This is a genomic window from Halopseudomonas sp. SMJS2, from assembly GCF_029866945.1.
Taxonomy (GTDB): Bacteria; Pseudomonadota; Gammaproteobacteria; order Pseudomonadales; family Pseudomonadaceae; genus Halopseudomonas; species Halopseudomonas bauzanensis.
Window position 1 is genome coordinate 36,310 of sequence record NZ_CP123445.1, and the last position, 22,726, is coordinate 59,035.

At 62.4% G+C, this 22,726-nt stretch carries 22 protein-coding genes and 1 pseudogene; 15 read left to right on the forward strand and 8 right to left on the reverse strand.

Annotated features, from left to right (window positions below; genetic code table 11):
- Positions 1-46: 46 nt before the first annotated feature.
- Positions 47-559 carry a peptide deformylase gene (def, locus tag QAO71_RS00155; RefSeq protein ID WP_083392444.1) on the reverse strand — a complete coding sequence of 171 codons (513 nt, stop codon included), beginning with the start codon at positions 557-559 and terminating at the stop codon, positions 47-49.
- 139 nt (positions 560-698) lie between these two features.
- Here def and QAO71_RS00160 point away from each other — a divergent pair, with 139 nt between their 5' ends.
- The 5 genes and pseudogenes from QAO71_RS00160 (at position 699) to aroE (ending at position 5,317) form a co-directional block, all read left to right on the forward strand.
- Positions 699-1,724 (forward strand): LysM peptidoglycan-binding domain-containing protein, encoded by a 1,026-nt coding sequence (locus tag QAO71_RS00160; RefSeq protein WP_036992081.1) that lies wholly within the window; start codon positions 699-701, stop codon positions 1,722-1,724.
- A 79-nt stretch (positions 1,725-1,803) separates the two neighbouring features.
- Positions 1,804-2,931: a DNA-processing protein DprA gene (gene dprA / locus QAO71_RS00165; RefSeq protein WP_136868555.1), complete on the forward strand. Its 1,128-nt coding sequence runs from the start codon at positions 1,804-1,806 to the stop codon at positions 2,929-2,931.
- A gap of 70 nt (positions 2,932-3,001) precedes the next feature.
- Positions 3,002-3,558: pseudogene (locus QAO71_RS00170) on the forward strand (Sua5/YciO/YrdC/YwlC family protein).
- An 11-nt stretch (positions 3,559-3,569) separates the two neighbouring features.
- Positions 3,570-4,502, forward strand: coding sequence for an oxygen-dependent coproporphyrinogen oxidase (gene hemF, locus QAO71_RS00175; protein ID WP_074779051.1), 933 nt, complete (start codon positions 3,570-3,572; stop codon positions 4,500-4,502).
- Positions 4,502-5,317 carry a shikimate dehydrogenase gene (aroE, locus tag QAO71_RS00180; protein ID WP_136868554.1) on the forward strand — a complete coding sequence of 272 codons (816 nt, stop codon included), beginning with the start codon at positions 4,502-4,504 and terminating at the stop codon, positions 5,315-5,317. The genes hemF and aroE overlap by 1 nt, the downstream gene beginning before the upstream one ends.
- A gap of 19 nt (positions 5,318-5,336) precedes the next feature.
- Here aroE and znuB read toward each other — a convergent pair whose 3' ends face one another.
- The 3 genes from znuB to QAO71_RS00195 are packed head-to-tail and all read right to left on the reverse strand — an operon-like array spanning position 5,337 to position 7,382.
- Positions 5,337-6,122 (reverse strand): zinc ABC transporter permease subunit ZnuB, encoded by a 786-nt coding sequence (gene znuB, locus QAO71_RS00185; RefSeq protein ID WP_036991568.1) that lies wholly within the window; start codon positions 6,120-6,122, stop codon positions 5,337-5,339.
- Positions 6,115-6,891: a zinc ABC transporter ATP-binding protein ZnuC gene (gene znuC / locus QAO71_RS00190; RefSeq protein ID WP_036991567.1), complete on the reverse strand. Its 777-nt coding sequence runs from the start codon at positions 6,889-6,891 to the stop codon at positions 6,115-6,117. Before znuC ends, znuB begins: the two co-directional genes overlap by 8 nt.
- Positions 6,888-7,382, reverse strand: a complete 495-nt coding sequence (locus tag QAO71_RS00195) for a Fur family transcriptional regulator (RefSeq protein ID WP_036991566.1) — start codon at positions 7,380-7,382, stop codon at positions 6,888-6,890. Before QAO71_RS00195 ends, znuC begins: the two co-directional genes overlap by 4 nt.
- 67 nt (positions 7,383-7,449) lie before the next feature.
- On the opposite strand from QAO71_RS00195, the gene QAO71_RS00200 reads away from it, so the two are divergent.
- Together QAO71_RS00200 and QAO71_RS00205 are read left to right on the forward strand one after the other, a co-directional pair.
- Positions 7,450-8,367 (forward strand): zinc ABC transporter substrate-binding protein ZnuA, encoded by a 918-nt coding sequence (locus QAO71_RS00200; RefSeq protein WP_074779055.1) that lies wholly within the window; start codon positions 7,450-7,452, stop codon positions 8,365-8,367.
- Between the two features lie 146 nt (positions 8,368-8,513).
- Entirely contained in the window at positions 8,514-10,142 is a 1,629-nt protein-coding gene (locus QAO71_RS00205; RefSeq protein ID WP_280164974.1) for a methyl-accepting chemotaxis protein, read from the forward strand.
- A 48-nt stretch (positions 10,143-10,190) separates the two neighbouring features.
- On the opposite strand, the gene QAO71_RS00210 is transcribed toward QAO71_RS00205, so the two are convergent.
- Positions 10,191-10,496, reverse strand: a complete 306-nt coding sequence (locus QAO71_RS00210; protein WP_036991565.1) for a helix-turn-helix domain-containing protein — start codon at positions 10,494-10,496, stop codon at positions 10,191-10,193.
- Positions 10,497-10,579: 83 nt separating this feature from the next.
- Here QAO71_RS00210 and QAO71_RS00215 point away from each other — a divergent pair, with 83 nt between their 5' ends.
- Positions 10,580-11,671, forward strand: coding sequence for an NADH:flavin oxidoreductase/NADH oxidase (locus tag QAO71_RS00215; protein ID WP_074779057.1), 1,092 nt, complete (start codon positions 10,580-10,582; stop codon positions 11,669-11,671).
- Between the two features lie 55 nt (positions 11,672-11,726).
- Here QAO71_RS00215 and QAO71_RS00220 read toward each other — a convergent pair whose 3' ends face one another.
- Both QAO71_RS00220 and QAO71_RS00225 read right to left on the reverse strand, forming a co-directional pair.
- A complete protein-coding gene (locus QAO71_RS00220; RefSeq protein WP_280164975.1) occupies positions 11,727-12,680 on the reverse strand; it encodes a homoserine kinase in 954 nt (317 codons plus the stop codon).
- 9 nt (positions 12,681-12,689) lie between these two features.
- Entirely contained in the window at positions 12,690-12,968 is a 279-nt protein-coding gene (locus QAO71_RS00225) for a DUF2782 domain-containing protein (RefSeq protein ID WP_235818258.1), read from the reverse strand.
- 84 nt (positions 12,969-13,052) lie between these two features.
- Between QAO71_RS00225 and polA the strand changes: the two genes are divergently transcribed.
- Positions 13,053-15,797 (forward strand): DNA polymerase I, encoded by a 2,745-nt coding sequence (polA, locus tag QAO71_RS00230; RefSeq protein ID WP_280164976.1) that lies wholly within the window; start codon positions 13,053-13,055, stop codon positions 15,795-15,797.
- 201 nt (positions 15,798-15,998) lie between these two features.
- Here polA and yihA read toward each other — a convergent pair whose 3' ends face one another.
- Positions 15,999-16,658: a ribosome biogenesis GTP-binding protein YihA/YsxC gene (gene yihA, locus QAO71_RS00235; RefSeq protein ID WP_036991558.1), complete on the reverse strand. Its 660-nt coding sequence runs from the start codon at positions 16,656-16,658 to the stop codon at positions 15,999-16,001.
- Positions 16,659-16,937: 279 nt separating this feature from the next.
- Here yihA and QAO71_RS00240 point away from each other — a divergent pair, with 279 nt between their 5' ends.
- The 6 genes from QAO71_RS00240 to QAO71_RS00265 all read left to right on the forward strand — a co-directional run bounded on the left by QAO71_RS00240 (position 16,938) and on the right by QAO71_RS00265 (position 22,723).
- Complete coding sequence (locus tag QAO71_RS00240; RefSeq protein WP_036991556.1) at positions 16,938-17,546, forward strand: c-type cytochrome; 609 nt, start codon at positions 16,938-16,940, stop codon at positions 17,544-17,546.
- 161 nt (positions 17,547-17,707) lie between these two features.
- Positions 17,708-18,334, forward strand: a complete 627-nt coding sequence (locus QAO71_RS00245) for a thiol:disulfide interchange protein DsbA/DsbL (RefSeq protein ID WP_036991554.1) — start codon at positions 17,708-17,710, stop codon at positions 18,332-18,334.
- Positions 18,335-18,396: 62 nt separating this feature from the next.
- A complete protein-coding gene (locus QAO71_RS00250; protein WP_136868972.1) occupies positions 18,397-19,230 on the forward strand; it encodes an endonuclease/exonuclease/phosphatase family protein in 834 nt (277 codons plus the stop codon).
- Positions 19,230-20,096, forward strand: coding sequence for an N-acetylmuramoyl-L-alanine amidase (locus QAO71_RS00255; RefSeq protein ID WP_280164977.1), 867 nt, complete (start codon positions 19,230-19,232; stop codon positions 20,094-20,096). The genes QAO71_RS00250 and QAO71_RS00255 overlap by 1 nt, the downstream gene beginning before the upstream one ends.
- 18 nt (positions 20,097-20,114) lie before the next feature.
- Positions 20,115-21,344, forward strand: a complete 1,230-nt coding sequence (locus QAO71_RS00260; RefSeq protein WP_074779066.1) for a spore maturation protein — start codon at positions 20,115-20,117, stop codon at positions 21,342-21,344.
- A gap of 44 nt (positions 21,345-21,388) precedes the next feature.
- Positions 21,389-22,723, forward strand: a complete 1,335-nt coding sequence (locus QAO71_RS00265; RefSeq protein WP_280164978.1) for a ribonuclease J — start codon at positions 21,389-21,391, stop codon at positions 22,721-22,723.
- Positions 22,724-22,726: the final 3 nt, after the last annotated feature.

Consider the following 22,726-nt stretch of genomic DNA (forward strand, 5'->3'; position numbering starts at 1 on the left):
GGGTAAAGAAAAGGCTTGCCGGAGCAAGCCTTCTGACCTGAAGGGCTCAGGCGTTGGCCTGCGCCTTGTGCAGCTTCTCCAGTTTCTTGCGGATGCGGTCACGCTTGAGGTTGGACAGATAATCCACGAACAGCTTGCCATTCAGGTGATCGCACTCATGCTGGATGCAGACCGCCAGCAGGCCTTCACAAACGATGTCGAAGGCTTGGCCGTCACGGTCCAGCGCCTTGACCCGGACGCGCTCGGGGCGGGTGACCGTCTCGTAGAAACCGGGTACCGAGAGGCAACCTTCCTGCATCTCTTCGAGATCCTCGGTCAGTGGCTCCAGCTCCGGATTGATGAAAACCCGCGGTTCGCTGCGGTCTTCCGAGAGATCGATGACGATGACGCGTTCATGCACGTTGACCTGTGTCGCAGCCAGTCCAATCCCTGGGGCTTCATACATGGTTTCAAACATGTCATCGACCAGTTGCCGGATGCGCTCATCAACAACGTCGACCGGCTTGGCGATGGTACGCAGCCGGGGATCGGGAAATTCTAAAATATTCAATATGGCCATGTCGGTTTGTGATGCACGTTGTAGAACTGTTTCGTAAGGTGCTGCTAATATGCACGCAGCTTGGAAGTATAGCTGGTTCACGTGCCGGAGAAGGCGCGGGACCTTGGGTGCTGGCCTCTATAATAAAGGGATTCATGTCATGAGGAAAACATTACTCGGCCTGTTGCTGCTCTCGATGAGCATTCTGGTGCAGGCCCAGGAGTCGGTGTTCAGGGAAAACCACCCCGAGCGTTACCAGGTAGTCAGAGGCGATACCCTGTGGGATATTGCTGGTCGGTTTCTCAATCTGCCCTGGAAGTGGCCGGAAATCTGGCACGCCAACCCGCAGATCAACAACCCCCACCTCATCTACCCCGGCGACATCATATCGCTGGTGTACATTGATGGCCAGCCACGGCTGATGGTTGACCGCGGCCAGGGTGGTACCATCAAGCTGTCGCCTACCGTGCGGTCCTCGGCTGTGGCCGAAGCCATTCCAACCATTCCGCTGGAAGCCATCAACGCGTTCCTGAATGCCGGACGCATCATGGATGACGCCGAGCAGCTGGAAGCCGCGCCCTATGTCATCGGCGGTGAAGCGGAAAGCGTGGTAGCCGGTGCCGGCAATCGCGTCTATGCCCGTGGTGATATAGACGAAACCATCCCCGCCTTCGGCCTTTATCGCCGTGGCAAGGCCTATACCGATCCGCAGAGTGGCGACTTCCTCGGCATCCACGCCCAGGAAATCGGTAACGCCGACGTGCTTGCCACCGAGCGCGACATCACCACGCTGATGGTTACCCGCAGCCGCCAGGAAGTGCGCATCGGTGACCGCCTGCTGGAGACCGAAGAGCGGGCTGTGGCCTCCACCTTCTTCCCCAGCGACCCGGAAGATGAAATCGATGGCCTGATTCTCGACGTGCCCAACGGTGTGACCCAGATTGGCCAGTATGACGTGGTCATTCTCAACAAGGGTGCCCGCGACAATCTGCAGGAAGGCAACGTATTGGCGATCTACAAGACCGGCGAAGTGGTTCGCGACCGGGTGCAGAACGAGCGGGTGCAACTGCCCGACGAGCGCGCCGGCCTGTTGATGGTATTCCGCGTCTATGACCGCATGAGCTACGGCATCGTGCTCAACGCCCAGCGCCAGCTGGCAATCATGGACAAGATCCGCAACCCCTGATGATCACACCCCCGCCCGTTTGCGGGCGGGGGTGTGTGCCGTTCTCAGCCCTTCATTCGTTCCGCAGAAGGCTGATTCCATGCCCCTCGAACTGACCGACCGCCGGCAAGCCTGGCTGGCCCTGAGCATGCTCGGGCTGGGCCCTGCCGCGCAGCGCGAGTTGCTCGACCAGCATCCCGACCCCATCCGGATATTCGGCGCTGATGTGCTGACTCTTGGCAGCCTGGGGCTGAATCGGCGCACCCAGAACGCCATCCTGCAATGCCAGCAGGGCGATAGTCCGATACTGGAGCGTGTCGAGCAGAGCCTGCAGTGGCTAGAGCAACCGGGCTGCCATCTGCTGACCTTCGACGATCCGGCTTACCCGCCGCTACTGCGGGAAATCACCGATCCGCCGCTGGTGCTGTTCGTGCAGGGCGAGCCGGCGCTGCTGGCGGACCCGCAACTGGCCATGGTCGGCACCCGCCATCCCGGCCCGCAGGGTGCCGCCACCGCCCGGGCCTTTGCCCACAGCCTCGCCGACAGCGGCCTGGTCATCACCAGCGGCATGGCGCTGGGCATCGACGGCGCGGCTCACCAGGGCGCGCTGGATGCCGGCGGGCAGACTATCGCGGTATGGGGCACGGGGCTGGATAATTGCTATCCACGGCGGCATCGCCGGCTGGCCGATGCGATTGTCGCCGGCGGCGGCGCGCTGGTTTCCGAACAGCCCCCGCGCACCGCCCCGCATGCCGGTCTGTTTCCTCTGCGCAACCGCATTATCAGTGGCCTGAGTATGGGCACTCTGGTGGTCGAGGCCAGCCTCAACAGCGGCTCACTGATCACTGCCCGGCTGGCCATGGAGCAGAATCGCGAGGTGTTCGCCATGCCGGGCTCGATCCACAATCCGCAGGCCCGCGGTTGCCATCGCCTGTTGCGCGATGGTGCCACCCTGGTGGAAACCACCGCTGATATCCTCAGCGTGTTGCACCTGCCGCTGCGCGACGCCATTGCCGCAGCGGACGAGCCGCCCGTCACCGAGCACATCCGGCATCCCTTGTGGCGCTGGATCGGCCATGATCCGGTAACGGCTGATTGGCTGGCCGGACAAAGCAACCTGCCGGTTCACCAGGTGCTGCAGGGGCTGATGGAGCTTGAATTGAGCGGCCATGTGCAACACACGCCCCACGGTTATTCCCGCAGTGGCCAGCTGACCGGCACTCGCTGAGTGCAATACTTCCTTGAGCCCGGCCGCTGGCTCGGCTAATGTCGCCTCTCGCAAATCAAAGAGGTGGACTATGCTGGCGGGTTGGCGGTTGGGGCAGATACGAAGGGTGCTGCAGGCTGGAGGGGTGATCGCCTATCCAACCGAGGCGGTCTGGGGGTTGGGCTGCAATCCGTGGAAAGCCGAGGCGGTGGAGCGGTTGCTGTGGCTCAAGCAGCGGCCGGTGGAAAAGGGCCTGATTCTGGTCGCTGGCAGTGCCGAGCAGTTCGAATTCCTGCTGTGGGATCTGCCGCACAGTCAGTTGGCCAAACTGCAATTGTCCTGGCCCGGACCGAATACCTGGCTGGTTCCGCACCAGGGCCGTCTGCCGCCATGGATTACCGGTAACCATGCCACCGTCGCCCTGCGCGTCAGCGACCATCCGCTGATTCGCCAGCTGACGGCCGCGGCCGGCCCGCTGGTCTCCACCTCAGCCAATCCCGCCGGCCGCCGGCGGCCCGCACACGCCTGCGCGTAGAGCAGTATTTCCATGATCGACTGGACGATATCGTGCCCGGTGCTTTGGGTGCGCAGCGCAATCCCAGTATCATCAGGGATCTGCAAACCGATACCGTCATCCGCTCAGCCTGAGAGAGTCACTGATGAATACGATTCCCGATGCTACCGATGTGGCTGCCGTCAAAGATTATCTGATGAACCTGCAGGATCGCATCTGCGCGGCACTGGAGCAGGCTGACAGCCGTGGCCGGTTCGTCGAGGACAGCTGGGAGCGCCCCGGTGGCGGCGGTGGCCGTTCGCGGATTATGGAAAACGGCGCGCTGCTGGAAAAGGGCGGCGTCGGTTTCTCCCATGTTTTTGGCGACGGCATGCCGCCGTCGGCCACGGCCCACCGGCCGGAGCTGGCCGGGCGCAGCTTCCAGGCCATGGGCGTATCCCTGGTGATGCACCCGGATAACCCCCATGTGCCCACATCCCACGCCAACGTGCGCTTTTTCATTGCCGAGAAGGAAGGCGCCGAGCCGGTCTGGTGGTTCGGTGGCGGCTTCGATCTGACGCCCTACTACGCCAGCGAGGAAGACTGCATCCATTGGCATCGCATCGCCCGCGACGCCTGCGCGCCCTTCGGTGACGAGGTCTATCCGCGTTACAAGAAGTGGTGCGATGACTACTTCTATCTGCGCCACCGCAACGAAGCCCGGGGCATCGGCGGGTTATTCTTCGATGACCTCAACGAATGGGGGTTCGAGCGCTGCTTCGAATTCATGCGCGCCATCGGCGATGCCTATCTCGAAGCCTACCTGCCGATCATCGAGCGTCGTCGTCATACCGCCTGGACCGAGCAGCAGAAGGCCTTCCAGGAATATCGTCGCGGCCGTTACGTCGAATTCAACCTGGTCTGGGACCGGGGCACGCTGTTCGGCCTGCAGTCGGGTGGGCGCACCGAGTCGATTCTCATGTCGCTGCCGCCGACCGTGCGCTGGGGCTATAACTGGGAGCCTGAGCCGGGCAGTGCCGAAGCGCGCCTGCTGACCGAGTTTCTGCCGCCGCGCGACTGGCTGAAGGGGGCGAACTGATGGACCACTATGCCGTGATCGGCAACCCGATCGCTCACAGTAAGTCACCATTGATCCACGGCCTGTTCGCCCGGCAGACCGGCGAGCAGCTGCAGTACGAGGCGCTGTTGGCGCCACCGGATGATTTCGCCGGCACTCTGCGGGATTTTCTGCAAGAGGGTCGTGGCGTCAATGTGACCGTCCCCTTCAAGGAACAGGCCTGGGCGTTGGTCGACAGTCGCACGCCGGCAGCCGAACGGGCCGGTGCGGTGAATACCATCCAGCGTCTGGACGACGGCAGCCTGTTGGGCGACAACACCGATGGCAAGGGTCTGGTGCGGGATATTCAGCATAACGCCGGGTTGCCGCTGGCCGGCAAGCGGATCTTGCTGATTGGCGCCGGTGGTGCCGCGCGGGGCGTCATCCAGCCGCTGCTCGAAGCCGGGCCGGCGCAGCTGTGCGTGGTTAACCGTACGGTGGAGAAGGCCGAACAGCTGGCCATGCTATTCAAGGACCAGGGTCCGATCAGCGCGGCCGGCTTCGACTGGCTGGAGGAATCGGTGGACCTGATCATCAACGCCACCTCCGCCAGCCTGGACGGCCAGCTACCGCCGCTGCCCCCCAGCCTGATCCGTCCGGGGCATACGTGGTGCTACGACATGATGTATGCCAGTGAGGCGACGGTCTTCAATCGCTGGGCCGCCGAGCAGGGTGCAGCGCGCTGCATCGACGGCGTGGGCATGCTGGTGGAACAGGCCGCGGAAGCCTTTTTCCTGTGGCGCGGTGTGCGCCCTGACACCGCCCCGGTGCTGGCCACGCTGCGGCAGCGAGGCTGAGCGTCAGAGAAACAGTTGCTTACGCCCGGCGCGGTATCAGCAGTGACAGCATGAACAGCCCTGCTGCGCTTACCACGATCGACGGCCCGGCCGGCGTATCCAGGTTCCACGACAACGCCAGCCCGCCGAGCACTGCAACACAGCCCAGGCAACTGGCACCAACCGCCATCTGTTCCGGCGTGCGTGCGTGGCGCTGAGCGGCGGCCGGCGGGATGATCAACAACGAAGTGATCAACAGTACGCCCACCACCTTCATCGCCACCGCAATGACGATGGCGATCAGCAGCATCAATGCCAGGCGAATGCCGCTGACCGGCAGGCCTTCGACCCGCGCCAGCTCCTCGTGCACGGTTACCGACAGCAATGGCCGCCACAACCAGGCCAGCAACACCATGACGACCACCAGCCCGCCGAGCATCCAGTTCAGATCCGCCGAGGTAATCGCCAACAGGTCGCCAAACAGGTAGGCCAGCAGGTCGACTCGCACATTGTCGGTTAGCGCCAGCACCACGATACCCAGTGACAGTGTGCTGTGGGCCAGGATCCCCAGCAGGGTGTCACTGGCCAGCCATTTGCGGTTCTGCATGGCCACCAGCAATACTGCCAGCAATACGCATCCGGCCGTTACCGCCAGGGTCAGGTTGAGCTGCAGCAGTATGCCCAGCGCCACACCAAGCAAGGCGGAATGGGCCAGGGTGTCGCCGAAATAGGCCATGCGCCGCCACACCACGAAGGAGCCCAGCGGGCCCGCCACCAGCGCCAGCCCGAGCCCCGCCAATAATGCATAGAAAAGAAAGTCAGGCATGTTTGCAGGTAGATCCGTCCGGATGATGATGGGGAGCGTCGATGACTTCGCCATGCATGTCATGGCTGTGGTCGTGGTGATGGTTGTAGACGGCCAGGGCGCTGGCCTGTTCGCCGAACAGGGCGACGAAGGCCGGGTCGGTACTGACCTGTTCCGGCCGGCCGGAACAACAGACATGGCGGTTCAGGCACACCACCGTATTGGTTGTCGCCATCACCAGATGTAGATCATGGGAGACCATCAGCACCCCGCAGCCGTAACGATCGCGCAGTCGGGTGATCAACTGATACAGCTCGATCTGGCCATTTACATCCACTCCCTGCACCGGCTCATCCAGTACCAGCAGGTCAGGTTGGCGCAGCAGCGCACGGGCCAGCAGAATGCGTTGCTGCTCACCGCCAGATACCTGCTGCAGCGGGCGTTGCGCCAGGTGAGCTGCACCGACTTCTTCCAGCGCGGTCAGCGCAGCGGCGCGCTTGACGCCGGGCGCCAGCAATAGAAAGCGCAGCACCGTCAGCGGCAGGGTGGCATCGATCTGCAATTTCTGCGGCATATAGCCGATACGCAGACGCGGCTGACGCTGGAGCTTGCCACTGTCGGCCTTGAGCAGGCCGAGCACGATACGCACCAGGCTGGTCTTGCCGGCCCCATTGGGGCCAATCAGCGTGACGATCTCGCCACGACGTACCTGCAGGGAAATGTCTTCGAGAATGGCATTGCCATGCCGTTGCAGACCGATTCGGCTGAGACTGAGCAGCGTCTCGCTCATGCCGCCTCCCGGCACTGGCTGCACAGGCCGGCGATTTCCACGGTTTCCGCTTCCACAGAAAAATCCATCTGGTCTGCGACCTTGGCAATGGCCGGATGGATCAGCGACTGGTCCAGCTCGATGGCGACCCGACAATTGCGGCAAATGAGGAAGTGGCCCTGGTGGGTGTGTTCCGGGCTGGCGCAGCCGATAAAGGCGTTCAGTGACGCGATGCGGTGCACCAGTCCCTGCTCCTGCAGGAAGTCCAGGGCGCGGTAAACCGTTGGCGGTGCCGGGCGGCGGTCGTCCTCGCGCGCCAGGGTTTCCAGCAGATCATAGGCGCCCAGCGGTCGATGGCTTTGCCAGACCAGTTCCAGTACGCGCTTGCGCAGCGCGGTCAGTCTTGCCCCGGCCCGCTCGCAGACCTGCTCGGCGGCGCTCAGCGCATCGCTGACGCACTGGCTGTGGTCATGGGGACAGTGGGGGTGTTCCGGCAAAACGAATTTGTTCATGCGGGCCCTATAGCGAATTTGACGATGACTGTTATTATATAACAATTCTACGTCCGAGGTATGTCCGATGATCCTGCGTTTCCTGCTTGCCCTGGCCTGCGGGCTGAGCCTGTCTTTTCCCGTGACGGCTGCTACACCCAGCGTGCTTACCAGCGTCAAGCCGTTACAACTGATAGCCGCCGCTGTGCTGGACGGTATCGCCGAGCCTGAAGTGCTGCTGCCGCCAACGGCCTCGCCGCACAATTATGCTCTGCGTCCATCCGACCGACGGCAGATCGCCGCGGCCGACCGCCTTTACTGGGTGGGCCCGGAACTGGAGCGCTTTCTGCAGAATCTGCTCGACACTCAGTCCGCCGCCCGCCGGCTGGACCAGGTTCCCGGTCTGACCCTGCGCAGCTTTGATGGAGCGCAGCACGCCGACAACAATCATGACCATGACCATGGGGATCACCAACACGCGCCGGGGAGCCTGGACCCGCATATCTGGCTGTCCGCCGCTAACGCCAGCCAGATTGCCCGCTGGATGGCTGTCGATCTGGCGCAATTGTATCCTGAGCATGCCGATCGAATGCAGCGTAACGCAGCTGAGTTCAGCCAGCGGCTCGATCAGTTGCAGGCGCAGCTGCAACAACGCCTGCAGCCTCTGGCTGGCAAGCCCTATTTCGTTTTTCATGATGCCTATGGTTATCTGGAAGACAGCGTCGGTCTGCGGCCGCTCGGCGTATTCACCCTGTCGATGGAGCTGCAGCCCGGTGCTCGGCATCTGCATGAGCTGCGCCAACAGCTGGCCGCTGCCGGTCCGAGCTGTGTCTTCCGGGAACCGCAGTTCCCCGCCGAGCGTCTCGCCACCCTGAGCGCCGGCATGCCGGTACATGAGGCTGAACTGGACCCGATGGGGACCACTATTTCTGCGAGCTCCGGCAGCTACGAGCAACTGCTTGAATCCCTGGGCAATGCCCTGGCCGACTGTCTCGAAGCACTCTGATCCTGTTCCGGTCCTCCTGTCGCTCCGTTCTGCGCCCGGCTCAAGCTTCAGGCTAGCCGGGCCGATATAGAGGTATCCAAAGCACCCATGCTGAAAGCGAAGCATGGGGTGTTTTTCCGTATACACCTGCTGACAGGAAAAGGTGCATGATTAATTTGCGCAATATCTCGATTGCCGCCCGGTTGACTGGCGGCTTCGTTGCCATGGCTGTCGTCGTTCTGTTGTTGGGTTTCATGGCACTTCGCGAGACCAGCAGTATTCACGACCAGACGATAGAAATAGAGCAGGTATGGCTGCCCAACCTGCAGGAGCTGAACAGTCTCAACCAGAACTTCATGCGGTATCGGATATATGCCCTGCGCTCGCTGTTGTCCACCGACCCGCAGGACATCCGCCAACAACGCCAGCGTATGAGCACGCTGGAGCAGAACCTGATGGAGGCGGAGGCTGCTCTCGATCAGGCCATCACCTCACCTCATCCGCAGCGCATTTTCGATGATTATCATCAACAGCGGCTGAACTACATGACCGTGGCGGGTGAGATGGCCGTTGAGTTGGATGCCGGCAATCGCGAGCGGGCATTGCAGATACTCGACCAGCAACTCAACCCCATTGCCGATGCCGCCACCGCCCAACTGATTCAGCTGGAGACGTTGATTATTGCCGGCGCCAATACCGCCGCGGCGCAGTCTGAGCACAGTTATCAGTCCGCGATCCGTCAGGTCATCCTGGCCATTGTGATAGCCACGGCGTTGACGCTGCTGCTGGCCTGGCTGCTGACCCGCAGCATCATTGCGCCGATCCGGCAGGCGCTGCAAGTCAGTGAGGTGATAGCCACCGGCAACCTGACCCAGCAGATTCACGTGACCGGCCGTGACGAAGCGGCTCGACTGCTAAGGGCGCTGGCAGATATGCAGGGCAAGTTGCGCAACACCATCCAGGGTATCGCCAACTCTTCCTCGCAACTGGCCTCGGCCGCCGAGGAACTGAATGCGGTCACCGAAGATGCGACCCGCAGCCTGCAGCGACAAAATGATGAAATTCAGCAGGCAGCCACCGCAGTCAATGAAATGAGCGCAGCGGTGGAAGAAGTCGCCGGCAACGCCGTGCAGACCTCCGAGCAATCCCAGAGCACTGCGGCGAGCGCCAATCAGGGTGGTGAACAGATCGCCCAGACCCAGATCAGCATGCAGCAGCTGTCGGACAATATTCACTCCACGGCCAAGGAGGTCGAGGCGCTGGCCAGCCATGCGCAGCATATCAGCGGCGTGCTGGATGTGATTCGCGCCGTGGCCGAGCAGACCAATCTGCTGGCGCTGAATGCCGCCATCGAGGCGGCTCGCGCAGGTGAACATGGGCGGGGATTTGCGGTGGTGGCCGACGAGGTGCGTGCGCTGGCCCATCGTACTCAGCAGTCGACCGCAGAAATCGAGACGATGATCGACAATATCCAGCAGGGCAGCGAGCGCACCGTGGCGGCCATGCAGATCAGCGATACCATGGCCGCCAGTACCCGGCAACAGTCGCAGCAGGCCGGTGATGCCTTCGCGCTGGTATCTGCTGCCGTCAGCCAGATCAATGAGCGCAACCTGGTTATTGCCAGCGCTGCCGAAGAGCAGGCCCAGGTGGCCAATGAGGTCGATCGCAATCTGGTGAATATCCGGGATCTGTCGACCCAGACAGCCGCTGGCGCTGAGCAGACCAGCGCTGCCAGTCGCGAGCTGTCACGCCTGGCAGTGGAACTCAACGAGCTGGTGACCCGCTTTCAGACCTGAGCGGCGGCTGGCGAAAGGCAAGCCGGGCGGCGCAAGCCCGCCCCGGCTTCAGGTCCCCTTGTTACCCAGAATGGCGGTGAGCAACCCGGGGAAGCGGCTGTCCATCTCTTCCCGGCGCAGGGAATTCATATGGCTGGTGCCTACGCCATAGGTGCAGACCAGGCCCGCGTCGCGAAGCACCCGGAAGTGGTGGGACATGCTCGATTTGGGCCGGCCACCGTCCAGTTCGCCGCAACTGGCCTCGGCTACCTGGGCCAGACGTTGCACGACTTCCAGACGCACCGGATCACTCAGCGCATAGAGCACACGCTCGAGTACGAACTGATCGGGAGCAGGATGTTTGAAAGGTCTCATGACAATAATTCTACCTTGGGGTTTGTCTTTGATCCATTGTTCGAATAAAATCGAACAACCCATCCCCATCACAGGAATTCTTCATGTCCGCGTTATTCCAGCCCTTCACCCTGAAGGACATCACCCTGCGCAATCGGATTGCCGTACCTCCCATGTGTCAGTACCGCGCCGTCGACGGACTGGTGAACGACTGGCATCTGCAGAACTATGCCGGCATGGCCCGCGGTGGCGCCGGCCTGGTCATTGTCGAAGCCACTGCCGTGGCGCCGGAAGGGCGCATCACTCCCGACTGCGCCGGCATCTGGAACGATGAATTGGCCCAGGCGTTCATTCCGACCGTCCGGGCAATCAAGCAGCACGGAGGCGTGCCGGGCATCCAGATCGCCCACGCCGGTCGCAAGGCCAGTGCCAACAATCCCTGGGAAGGGGACGACCACATCGCCAACGACGACCCGCGCGGCTGGCAGACCATCGCGCCCTCCCCCATTGCCTTTGGCGCAAACCTGAGCAAGCAGCCGCAGGAAATGACCCTGGACGATATCGCCCGGGTACGTGATGACTTCGTCGCTGCTGCCCGGCGCGCGCTGGAAGTCGGTTTCGAGTGGCTTGAGCTGCACTTTGCCCATGGCTATCTGGCGCAGAGCTTCTTCTCCGAGCATTCCAATCAGCGCACCGATGCCTATGGCGGCAACTACGAGAACCGCAGTCGTTTCCTGCGTGAAACCTTCGCTGCGGTGCGCGAGGTATGGCCAGCGCATCTGCCACTGACCATGCGCTTTGGCGTGCTGGAATTCGATGGCAACGACGAGCAGACCCTGACCGAGTCCATCGACCTGACCCGCCGCTTCAAGGAAGGTGGACTGGATCTGCTGAGCGTCAGCATCGGCTTCAACATTCCCGAGGCACGGATTCCCTGGGCGCCAGCCTTTATGGGCCCTATCGCCGAGCGGGTACGCCGCGAAGCGGGGATCCCGGTTGCCTCGGCCTGGGGCTTCGGTGAGCCGCATATTGCGGAAAAGGCGGTACAGGATGGCCAACTGGACCTGGTCATGGTCGGCAAGGCACATCTGGCCAACCCGCACTGGGCCTACTACGCCGCCCGGGAATTGAAGATCGAAAAGGCCTCCTGGGCAACCTTGCCCGCGCCCTATGCCCATTGGCTGGCGCGATACTGAGCCGCTGACCGGTGTCGAGATGGAACTCGACACCCTATGGTTTCAGAAGGCGTGGTTACAGCGCCAATGGCAACCCCACCGCAATAGTCCCATGCGCCTCCAGCAGCCGCTGGAAATGCGCCGGCTCCTTGATCAGCACACCGCTGTGTTCGGCATGGTGGTCGGCGGCCAGCTGCCGTGATAGCCAGAAGCGCAGCGCCGCCAGGCGTAGCAGGTCAGGCCAGTGTTCCGCTTCCAAGGGGGTAAAGCGTCGGTGGCTGGCATAACCGGCCAGTAGCGCTTCGGTGCGCCGTTCGTCCAGGCCGCCCTCGTCTGCCAGGCACCAGTCATTCACGCAGATGGCGACGTCATACAGCGTCCAGCCGCTGAAGGCATTGTAGAAATCGATGATGCCGGTCAGGTGATGGCCATCGAACAGCACGTTATCGCGGAACAGGTCCCCATGCAGTACCGCCTCGGGCAGTATCGGTCGTTGCTGACGCAGCCGGTCCAATACCGGCAGCATGGCATGCAGCGTGGCGCGGGCCCGCGGCTCGCAGCGCTCAAGCAGCGCCCGGGTCTCGGTGGCCATCCACGCCAGTCCCCGATCGCTTGGGCGCAGCAGACCGCTGGTCGCCGTGGCATCATGCAGTCGCGCCAGCAACTGCCCGACTGCGTGGCAATGGCTGGCATCCGGGGTATCGATATGCCGCCCCGGCAACCTTGGTTGCAACAATGCCGGTCGATCATTGAGACGTTGCAGGGCGATAGCGCTGCGGTCGCGCAGGGCATAGGGCACCGGCAAACCGGCCTCCTGCAAGCGGTCGAGCAACTGGATGAAAAACGGCAGTTCGGCGATCGGGCCACGTTCGACCAGGGTCAACACGTATTCGCCCCGCTCGGTGGCGACGAAGAAGTTGCTGTTCTCGGTGCCGCCGGCGATGCCGCTGTAATCGATCAGCCGGCCGAGCTCGAAGCGCTGCAGAAAGTCTTCCAGCTCAGGTCGCTCGACCGGAGTGAATACCGACATGTCAGCGCCTTACCACTCGAAGATCTTCCATGAGGGAATGCGCAGGCCGTTGGGGTTGTCGGCCCGGGTGAAGTTGCCATCATCGTCCACGGCGACCAGAAAATAGGGCGCACCGTTCTTCGGCGTGATCTTGATCGCATAGAGGAAGCCGTTCATGCGGTACTCCTCGATGGTCTTGTCGCCCTCCTGACGAATGGTCACATCCGGCTCGCCGGTGAGCGGCGGTTCTTGTGCCATTACGGCGAAACTGGCGATCAATGTCAGTGCAGCCAACCCGCGGCCAATCATGCGTGTCATGTTAACCTTGTCCTTTAGTGGAATGACGTTAAGGTCATTCTAGCCCCTTTTTCTTCTGGAACGCTGACCTGACGCATGACTGACTCCATTGCCCCGCTGATTCTCGTTGACGGCTCCTCCTATCTGTATCGGGCCTTCCACGCGTTGCCGCCGTTGACCACCTCCACCGGCAAGCCCACTGGCGCGGTCAAGGGCGTGCTCAATATGCTCAAGAGCCTGCGCAAACAGTACCCGGACAGCCCTTTTGCGGTGGTTTTCGATGCCAAGGGGCCGACCTTCCGTGATGCCTTGTTCGAGAATTACAAATCCCATCGCCCACCCATGCCCGACGATCTGCGCCTGCAGGTCGAGCCGCTGCATGCCAGCGTCAAGGCGCTCGGCCTGCCGCTGCTGTGTATCGATGGCGTCGAGGCCGACGATGTGATCGGTACCCTGGCCCGGCAGAGCGCCGCGCTGGGCTGTCCGGTAGTGATTTCCACGGGTGACAAGGACATGGCGCAGCTGGTCGACGACCACATCACCCTGGTCAATACCATGACCGGCACGGTGATGGATGCGGATGGCGTGCGTGAGAAGTTCGGTATCGGCCCCGAGCTGATCATCGATTACCTGGCGCTGATGGGCGACAAGGTAGACAACATTCCCGGGGTACCGGGGGTGGGCGAGAAAACCGCGTTGGGTCTGCTGACCGGCCTGGGCGGCGGCATGGATGTGATCTACGCCAACCTGGACAAAATTGCCGAGCTGCCGATCCGTGGCGCCAAGAAGCTGCCCGAGAAGCTGCTGGAACACAAGGACATGGCCTATCTGTCCCACCAGTTGGCGACCATCAAGGTGGATGTGGAGCTGGACGTGCGAGTCGACGCCCTGCATCCGACCGAGCCCAACCGCGAAGCGCTGATCGAGCTGTATCGCAAGCTGGAATTCAAGACCTGGCTCGACGATCTGCTGCGCGAGGCGAAAGCTGCCGGCGAGGCGGTGGAGGCGCCGAACCAGGCGGAGGCGGTCGAGCCGGAATACGAGACCATTCTCGACCAGGCGCGCTTCGATATCTGGCTCAACCGGCTGCAGAACGCCACGCTGATCGCCTTCGATACCGAAACCACCAGCATCCATGCCCAGCAGGCGGACCTGGTCGGCATCTCCTTTGCGGTCAGCCCTCACGAAGCGGCTTATGTGCCACTGGCCCACAATTACATGGGTGTGCCTGACCAACTCGACCGCGACCAGGTGCTGGCGGCGCTCAAGCCCGTGCTGGAAGATCCGGGCAAGCGCAAGGTCGCGCAACATGCCAAGTACGACATGAACGTGCTGGCGCATTACGGTATCCAGGTGCAGGGCGTGGCCTTCGATACCATGCTCGAATCCTACGTGCTGGACTCCACGGCCACCCGCCACGATCTGGACAGCCTGGCGCTGAAATACCTGGGCACCGGCACCGTGCGGTTTGAGGATATTGCCGGCAAGGGCGCGAAACAGCTGACCTTCGACCAGATCGCGCTGGAACAGGCCGGCCCCTACGCCGCCGAAGACGCCGACCTGACCCTGCGCCTGCATCAGACCCTGTGGCAGAAGCTGCAGGGCATCACCTCCCTGGCCAAGGTGCTGGAACAGATCGAGATGCCATTGGTGCCGGTGCTGGCCCGCATCGAGCGCAGCGGCGCATTGGTCGATGCCAAGCTGCTGGGTATCCAGAGCCGCGAGCTGGGCGACAAGATGGTCGCGCTGGAGCGCCAGGCCTTCGAACTGGCCGGCGAGGAATTCAACCTCGGCTCGCCGAAGCAGCTATGTGCCATTCTTTACGAGAAGCAAGGCCTGCCGGTGATCTCCAAGACCGCCAAAGGCCAGCCATCCACTGCTGAATCGGTACTCGCCGAGCTGGCCGACCAGGGCTACGAGCTGCCCCAGGTGATCATGCAATACCGCACGGTGAGCAAGCTCAAGAGCACCTACACCGACCGCCTGCCGGAACAGATCAACCCGCGCACCGGGCGCATCCATACCAGTTATCACCAGGCGGTCACCGCGACCGGCCGGCTGTCCTCCTCCGACCCGAACCTGCAGAACATTCCGATCCGCAGCGCCGAGGGCCGGCGCATCCGCCAGGCCTTCATCGCACCGCCCGGCTACAAGATCATGGCCGCGGACTATTCGCAGATCGAGTTGCGCATCATGGCGCATCTGGCCCAGGACGAAGGCCTGCTGGATGCCTTTCGCAAGGGCCTGGACGTGCACCGGGCCACCGCGGCCGAAGTCTTCGGCGTGGCTCTGGATGAGGTCAGCAACGACCAGCGGCGCAGCGCCAAGGCGATCAACTTCGGATTGATCTACGGCATGAGCGCCTTCGGCCTGGCCAAGCAGATCGGTGTCGACCGCAAGCAGTCCCAGGATTATATCGACCGCTACTTCACCCGCTATCCCGGGGTGTTGCGCTACATGGAAGACACCCGCGCCCAGGCGGCGGAGAAGGGCTTCGTCGAAACCCTGTTCGGTCGGCGCCTGTACCTGCCGGAGATCCACTCGAAGAACCAGGCCATGCGCAAGGGCGCTGAGCGTACCGCGATCAACGCACCGATGCAGGGCACCGCCGCCGATATCATCAAACGCGCGATGATCGAGGTCGACCGCTGGTTGCAGAGCTCGGGGCTGGATGCCCGGGTGGTCATGCAGGTGCACGACGAACTGGTGCTGGAGGTCCGCGAGGATCTGCTCGACCAGGTCAGCGCCGGCCTGTGTGAACGGATGAGCGCCGCGGCTGAGCTGGACGTGCCGCTGCTGGTTGAAACCGGCATCGGCGACAACTGGGACGAGGCCCATTGACCGGCACGAAATAATTTTCAGCGGCCGGGGAACTTCCCCGGAAACCGCCCGGTCAGAGACTATGAATGGCCAGTCAAGCCCTTCATGCTCCTTAGATGTGATTTAGTGTTGGCAGAATACCGGGCATCCCTTTCCTAGCACAGCCCGGTTGTTAAACCCCGAACCTTCCCTCCCCATAGAAGTTCGGGGTTTTTTTGCCTGTTATTCGGTGGCTGCCGGCTGGTCTTCGTCCTGCTCGGTATCTTCGGCGGGGTACAGCCAGCTCTCCAGCACCGCATGGGCCTCGTCGATACCCTGGCGTTTGGGCGAGGAGAACAGCTGCACGCTGGCGCGGTTGCCGAATTCCTTGCGTACCGTGCTCTGCACCTTGAGCAACACGCCCTTGGCCGCGCCGAAGGACAGTTTGTCGGTCTTGCTCAGCAGGATATGCGCCGGCAGGCCGGCAACATTCGCCCAATCCAGCATCATGCGGTCGAAGGCCGACAGTGGATGGCGGATATCCATCACCAGCACCACGCCGGCCAACGAATCCCGTTGGGTAAGATAGGCGTCCAGGTGTTTTTTCCAGTGCTCCTTCAACTCCAGCGGCACCTTGGCGTAGCCGTAGCCGGGCAAATCGACCAGGCGATGGGTATCATCGAGGGCGAAGAAGTTGATCAACTGGGTGCGCCCCGGGGTTTTCGAGGTCCGTGCCAAGCGTGCGTGGGTCAGGGTATTCAGTGCACTGGACTTGCCGGCGTTGGAGCGCCCGGCAAAGGCGACTTCGTAACCCTGGTCCGGCGGGCATTGATCGACCTGGCTGGCGCTTTTGATGAAGCTGGCTTGTTGGCAGAGAATGGGGAGCGGTGTGGCTGGGGGCATGGAATATCCGGTTTGTGTGGTAGGGTCGAACGGGAACAGACCCTAGATGCATTCACGTCAGCGGCTAGCTTAGTATATAATGCCGCGGTTTAATATCGTGGCAGGCACTGCGACAGTATGGCCATTGCGCTGCTTCCGAGGGGCGGCTAGCATGGGCGCTTATTCGAGCCGGCCTGTATTACTGTTGCCAGGCGTCGAGGCTGTCTGCACATAACGCGGTCATCGAGACCGGACGCGGACCAGGCCTGATTTTTCTTTTAGCCGTAATTGGATTAGCCGATGAATAAATTACTTGTAAGTCTGGTGTTATCCCTCGGTGTGGCCGGTTCGGCCCATGCGCTGCAGGGTGATGCCGAAGCCGGCCAGGGCAAGGTGGCCGTCTGTGCAGCCTGTCACGGTAACGATGGTAACAGCATCATGCCGAACTGGCCGAACCTGGCCGGTCAGGGCGAGCGCTATCTGCTCAAGCAGCTGGTCGAGATCAAGGAAGGCGTACGAGTGGTGCCGGAAATGACCGCCATCGTGGCTAACATGAGTGATCAGGACCTGGCTGACGCCGCAGCTTTTTATGCAGCGCAAACGCCGGCTCGCGGCGTTGCCGATCCCGAGCTGGCGGCACGTGGTGAAGCCATCTACCGTGGCGGCGACCTTGCCACAGGTCTGCCGGCCTGCACTGGTTGCCATTCACCGACTGGCCAGGGCAACGACCCGGCGGCCTACCCGCAGCTGGCTGGGCAGCATGCCACCTACACTGCCAAGCAGCTGACCGACTTCCGTGAAGGCGACCGGGTCAACGATGGTGATGCCATGATCATGCAGACCATCGCTTCGCGTTTGAGCAACAAGGATATCGAGGCTGTCTCGAACTATATCCAGGGTCTGCGTTGATCCCAGTTGCGCTGCAATAGCTGGTGTTAAAAAAAGGGTGGCTGCGGCTGCCCTTTTTTGCGACTGTAGAAAACCCAACCGGCTTGCGGAATAGCGCACCGGGGAACCTTTTTGCCATCATGATGGCCTGAATGTCACAGAAAGATTGTCTGGAGAGATACATGCGCAAGTTGTTGACTGTTGGATTGGTATGGCTGCTGGGCAGCCTGGCAATGGTTCAGGCTCAGGAAACCCAGTACAAGGCCGGCGTGCATTACGTCGAGCTGCCCGCCGTGGCGCCGACCCAGGAGCCGGGCAAGATCGAAGTGGCCGAACTGTTCTGGTACGGCTGTGGTCATTGCTTTACCTTCGAGCCGATCATCGGCGAGTGGAAGAAAACCCTGCCCGAGGACGTACACTTCCGTCCCGTCCCCGCTTTCTTCGGCGGCGCCTGGGACACCCATGGCCAGCTGTTCTACACTCTGGAAAGCATGAACCAGCTGGGTGACGCCCACGCAGCGGTATTCCAGGCTATCCACAACCAGGGCAACCGCCTGGCTGACACCGATGCCATGGTCAAGTTGCTGGCACAATACGGCGTCGATGAAGATGAATTCCGCAAGACCTGGGCGTCCGCCGGCGTGAACCTCAAGATGAGCCAGGCCAAGCGACTGGCCAAGGCCTATCGCGCCACTGGCGTACCCACGCTGATCGTCAACGGCAAATATCGAATCGAAGGCGGCATGGCCGGCAGCTTCGAGGAAATGCTGAAAATCGCAGAATACCTGGTGGATCAGGAACGTTCCTGACCAAGGATGCTTTGATGATTGCAACGGGCAATATTCCATGGCGACGCGCTACTCAGGGTTCCATGGCGCCCGCCTGCCTGCAGACCAATCCGAACTGGGCCTGCGGTGATACTGAACAGCCGCTGCCCGATGTATTGCGGCTGCTCAGCTTCAACATCCAGGTGGGTATCAACACCCAGCGCTACCATCATTATCTGACCCGTGGCTGGCAGCATGTGCTGCCCCACGCGCGGCGCCAACACACCCTCGGGCAGATCGCCCAGCTGCTCAACGACTTCGACGTCGTTGCGCTGCAGGAGGTCGATGGTGGCAGCCTGCGTTCGGGCTTCGTCAATCAGGTGGAGCATCTGGCGAAGGAAAGCCAGTTCCCCTTCTGGTATCAGCAGCTCAATCGCAATCTCGGGCGCTTCGCCCAGCACTCCAACGGGTTTCTCAGCCGCTACCAGCCGAAATTGCTGGAAGACCACAAGCTGCCCGGCATGTTGCCCGGTCGTGGTGCGATTCTCACCAGCTTCGGCCAGGGCCCGGACAGCCTGTTGGTAGTGATGATGCACTTGGCGTTGAGCACCCGTACCCGCGCCAATCAGTTGGCTTACATCCGCGAGCGCATCGCCGATCATGCCCATGTGGTATTGATGGGGGACATGAATACCCATGCCGAAGACCTGTTGGAGCGCTCACCGCTGAGCGGCAGCAATCTGCACACTGCCAGCCTGCCTGGCACCTACCCGAGCTGGAAGCCGGCCCGCGTACTGGATCACATCCTGCTCAGCCCCAGCCTCAACATCGAGCAGGTGGACGTGTTGCCGCAGCCGATCTCCGATCACCTGCCGGTGTCCATGCACATCCGCCTGCCGCCCAGCCTCTGCCACCTCCCGACGCCAGCGGTAGATTGATGCGCTGGCGTTGGTCGCGCCCGGTTCATACACTCTCCGGGCTGTTGCTGATCTGTCTGGCACTGGCCGGCTGCAGTCGTGGCCTGGTGATCGACACCAGCCATACCGCCCGTGGTCAGGATAGCCGCGTGCAGTATGTGATCCTGCACTACACCTCCTCGAACTCGGCCCGGGCGCTGAATACCCTGACCCTGGGTGAGGTCAGCAGCCATTACCTGATCGATGCCAACCCGCCGACCATCTACCGCCTGGTGGACGAGAACCGCCGTGCCTGGCACGCCGGTGATAGTAGCTGGCAGGGCCGCACCTGGCTCAATGCCAGCTCCATCGGCATCGAGATCGTGCACCCCGGCTATCATGACACCTCCGAAGGGCGTCAATGGCAGCCCTGGGATCAGGCGCAGATCGACCGGCTGATTCCGCTGTTGCAGGACATTCTGCAGCGGCACGGCCTGCCGCCGGAGCGGGTTATTGGCCATAGCGATATAGCACCGCAGCGCAAACTTGATCCCGGGCCGCTGTTCCCCTGGCAGCAACTGGCCGAGGCGGGCGTAGCCATCTGGCCTGATGCGGCGCGGGTAACGCAGTATCAGCATCTGCTGGGCGGCCAGACGCCGCCCCTGGCCTGGTTCGAGATGGCCCTGGAGCGCTTTGGTTACAGCCTGGCGGCGCGTCCCGGACAGACCAATGCGACCCGCAATGTGATCGCCGCCTTCCAGATGCGTTTTCGTCCGGCCCGCCATGATGGTCTGCCGGACGCAGAGACCGCTGCCATACTGGCGGCACTGGTTCCCGGCAGTTTTGCCGAGATCAGCCGCGTCAGCGAATTCACTGTACCCCCCGCCCCCACGATCACCCTACCCTGACCAAGGAACACTCCACCCATGCTCAATGGAATCTGGCTGAGCTTCTTCCTTGCTGCCTTCGCTGCCGCGCTCTGGCAATGGCTTGGGATGGGTGACAGCGAGGTATTCAGCCGGTTGGTGGCGGCGCTGTTCGATATGGCCCGGCTCAGTGTCGAGATCGTGCTGGTATTGGTCGGCACCATGACCTTGTGGCTGGGCTTTCTGGCGGTCGCTGAGAAGGCTGGACTGATCCGTCTGCTGGCGCGCGTGCTGGACCCGCTGTTCCGCCGGCTGATGCCGGAGGTACCCAGTGGGCATCCGGCGCTGGGGCATATCAGTATGAACTTCGCCGCCAATATCCTCGGTCTGGACAACGCCGCCACGCCCATCGGCATCAAGGCCATGCACTCGCTGCAGGAACTCAATCCGCAGAAGGATACCGCCACCAACGCGCAGATCCTGTTCCTGGTGCTCAACAGTTCATCGCTGACCCTGTTGCCGGTGACCATTTTCATGTATCGCGCGCAGCAGGGAGCGACCGACCCGACCCTGGTGTTCTTGCCGATTCTGCTGGCGACCACCGTTTCCAGCCTGGTCGGCCTGCTGACCGTGGCCTTCATGCAGCGCCTGCGCCTGCACGATCCGGTGGTGCTGGCCTATCTGCTCGGCGGGGCAGCCGCGCTGGGCCTGTTACTCACCACCCTCGCCGGTATGTCCGCCCAGGCGCTGGCTGCCACCTCGTCGCTGGTCGGTAACCTGACCCTGTTCGGCATCATCATCCTGTTTCTGGGCGTGGCGGCCCTGCGCAAGGTCAAGGTCTATGACACCTTCATCGAGGGCGCCAAGGAGGGCTTCAGCTTCACCATCTCGCTGCTGCCGTTTCTTATCGCCATGCTGGTGGCCATCGGCGCACTGCGTGCCAGCGGCGTGCTGGACGCCGGACTGGAAGGCATCCGCTGGCTGGCGGAAGGGTTCGGCTGGGATACCCGCTTCATCGATGCCCTGCCCACCGCCTTCATGAAACCGCTGTCCGGCAGTGGCGCGCGGGCAATGATGATCGAGACCATGGACACCTTCGGCGTCGACAGCTTCCCGGCGCTATTGTCGGCGACCTTCCAGGGCAGCACGGAAACCACTTTCTACGTAATCGCGGTGTATTTCGGCGCGGTCGGTATCACCCGCATCCGCCACGGTCTGGGCTGCGCACTGACTGCCGATCTGGCCGGTATGCTTACCGCCATCGGGGTGTGTTACTGGTTCTTCGGCTGAGGCGCCCTGCTAAGCTGTAGAGCAGAACCCTGATTGGAGGCCCCATGCCCGCACCGCGTTTTGACCAGTTGCACCGCCAGCCCGGCCCGTATTTCGTGGCCTTGGGCGGTGCGGGGATGTTTGGGGCGAACCTGTATCTGTACGGCTCCGGTGGCGAGTGGATCGCCATCGATTGTGGCTTCGCCCTGGAGTCCACGCCCAGCGGGGACAGCCGGGTGGCCGTTCCGCTCATCGAGGCGCTGGAAAAGCACGATATCAAGCTCAGTGCGCTGTTGATCACCCATGGCCATGAGGACCATATCGGCGCCATTCCCTACCTGTGGCGCGAGCTCGGCTGTCCGCTGTATGCCAGTCCCTTTACTGCCCGGCTGATCCGCAACAAGCTGGCGCAGAATCTGGAATGGCCGCCATTGCATGAGATCCGGCCGCTGGAGCCTATCGGGCTCGGTGCCTTCCAGGCTGAATGGATACCCGTCACCCACTCGATTCCCGAATCCCACGGCATTCTCCTGCAGGTAGCCGGCAAGCGCATCTACCACAGCGGCGACTGGAAGCTCGATGCTCAGCCGCTGGTGGGTGAACTGACCGCCGAGGGACGACTGCGTGCCATCGGCCGTGAAGGCGTGGACGTGGTGATCGGCGACTCGACCAATGCGCCGGGCAGTGGCGCCAGCCGATCCGAAGCGGCGGTGCAGGACGGCCTGTCGGATGCGATTCGCCCCTGTACCCAGCGGGTGGTGGTTACCTGTTTTGCCAGCAACCTGGCACGGCTGCATAGCCTGGCGGAAATCGCCTTCGATACCGGCCGTTACGCCGGCCTGCTCGGCCGCAGCCTGGTCAGCATGCACAGTTTTGGCAGGGCACATGGTTATCTGCGGGCCCGTCCGGGGTTTATCGGCCCCTGGGAGTTGGGTTTTCTGCCGCGCGATCAGCAGTTATGGATCTGTACCGGCAGCCAGGGCGAGCCGGCTGCCGCGCTGGGCCGGTTGGCGGCGGGCAGTCATCCGCACCTGACCCTCGCGCCCGGCGATACCGTGGTGTTCTCCTCACGGCTGATTCCCGGTAACGAGGAAGCGCTGGAGCGCATCAAGCACAACCTGCTCAGGCAGGACGTGCAGATCATCGATGACGACATGGCCCCCATCCACGCGTCCGGTCACCCGCCCCAAGAAGACCTGCGCCAGCTATATGGTTGGCTGCGGCCGCGCTATCTGCTGCCGGTGCATGGCGAGCCTTACCATCAGCAGGCCCACATGGAGTTTGCCCGCGGTCTGGGTATCGGTGGGCTGGTACCAGGTAACGGCGATCTGATCGACATGAGTGGTCAGCCTTGTCGGGTGGCTGAGGTGCCGTGGGGGTTGATCGAGGTGCAGCGGTAGATC